The sequence below is a fragment of the Vibrio sp. M260118 genome (assembly GCF_036533755.1).
Lineage (GTDB): Bacteria > Pseudomonadota > Gammaproteobacteria > Enterobacterales > Vibrionaceae > Vibrio.
The window spans coordinates 1-623 of the sequence record NZ_JATABG010000689.1 but is presented as its reverse complement, the minus strand read 5'-3'; the positions used below and the strand labels follow the sequence as shown (position 1 = coordinate 623).

The 623-nt window shown below is 45.1% G+C and carries 1 protein-coding gene; it reads right to left on the bottom strand.

The window, feature by feature from the left end; all coding sequences use genetic code 11:
• Positions 1 to 469: DUF2786 domain-containing protein (locus tag QTO00_RS20585; protein ID WP_331426390.1), on the bottom strand; the 469-nt coding region annotated here is incomplete at its 3' end.
• Positions 470 to 623 lie beyond the last annotated feature (154 nt).

The following is a 623-nucleotide window of genomic DNA, read 5'->3' as shown; positions in this document are numbered from 1 at the left end:
GCTTTTCTAGTGCGCCTTCAACCCAACCTGACAGAAACGAGTTTACGCGACGAGTAACCTCGGCGCTTGGCGTGCCAGTACCCGCAAAGCCATTGCGGAAGCGACCAGTCTGTTCGTTCATTTCGCGGTAAACGATGTCAAACGCGAAGGCGGCAAAAATAGCACGATCCGCTTCACCAATGAACTCGGCGCGTTTTAGACCTTTGTGGTTGAGCAAAACCGCTTCAACACCAAATTTAGTGTTAATGCCACGGATGATTCGAAGGATGTTCGAGCCTACGTTGGCAGGGAGCAGATGAGTCGATTGGGTTTTGCCCATCTTGATAAACTCAATGTCATCTTTATCGAGGCCGTACTTAAGCATCAAGCGGTGAGCCATCTTGATCGCATTTGCCGCTTCGTTGACGTTTGCTGAGTTACCAAGTTCTAAACATTTAGCAATTTTCTTAAGGGCTTTTTGTTTATCCATCGAGCGCATCAAATCTCATTAATTTCGCAAAGTCGGATATTTTACCGTTTTCTAATGCAAAACGGAAATGAGATGTGGCGATATACTCTTCATTCTTGAAGCTGCAGCTTTGTTAACTTCGACAATTCACCCTAATCATATAGTACATCTATAC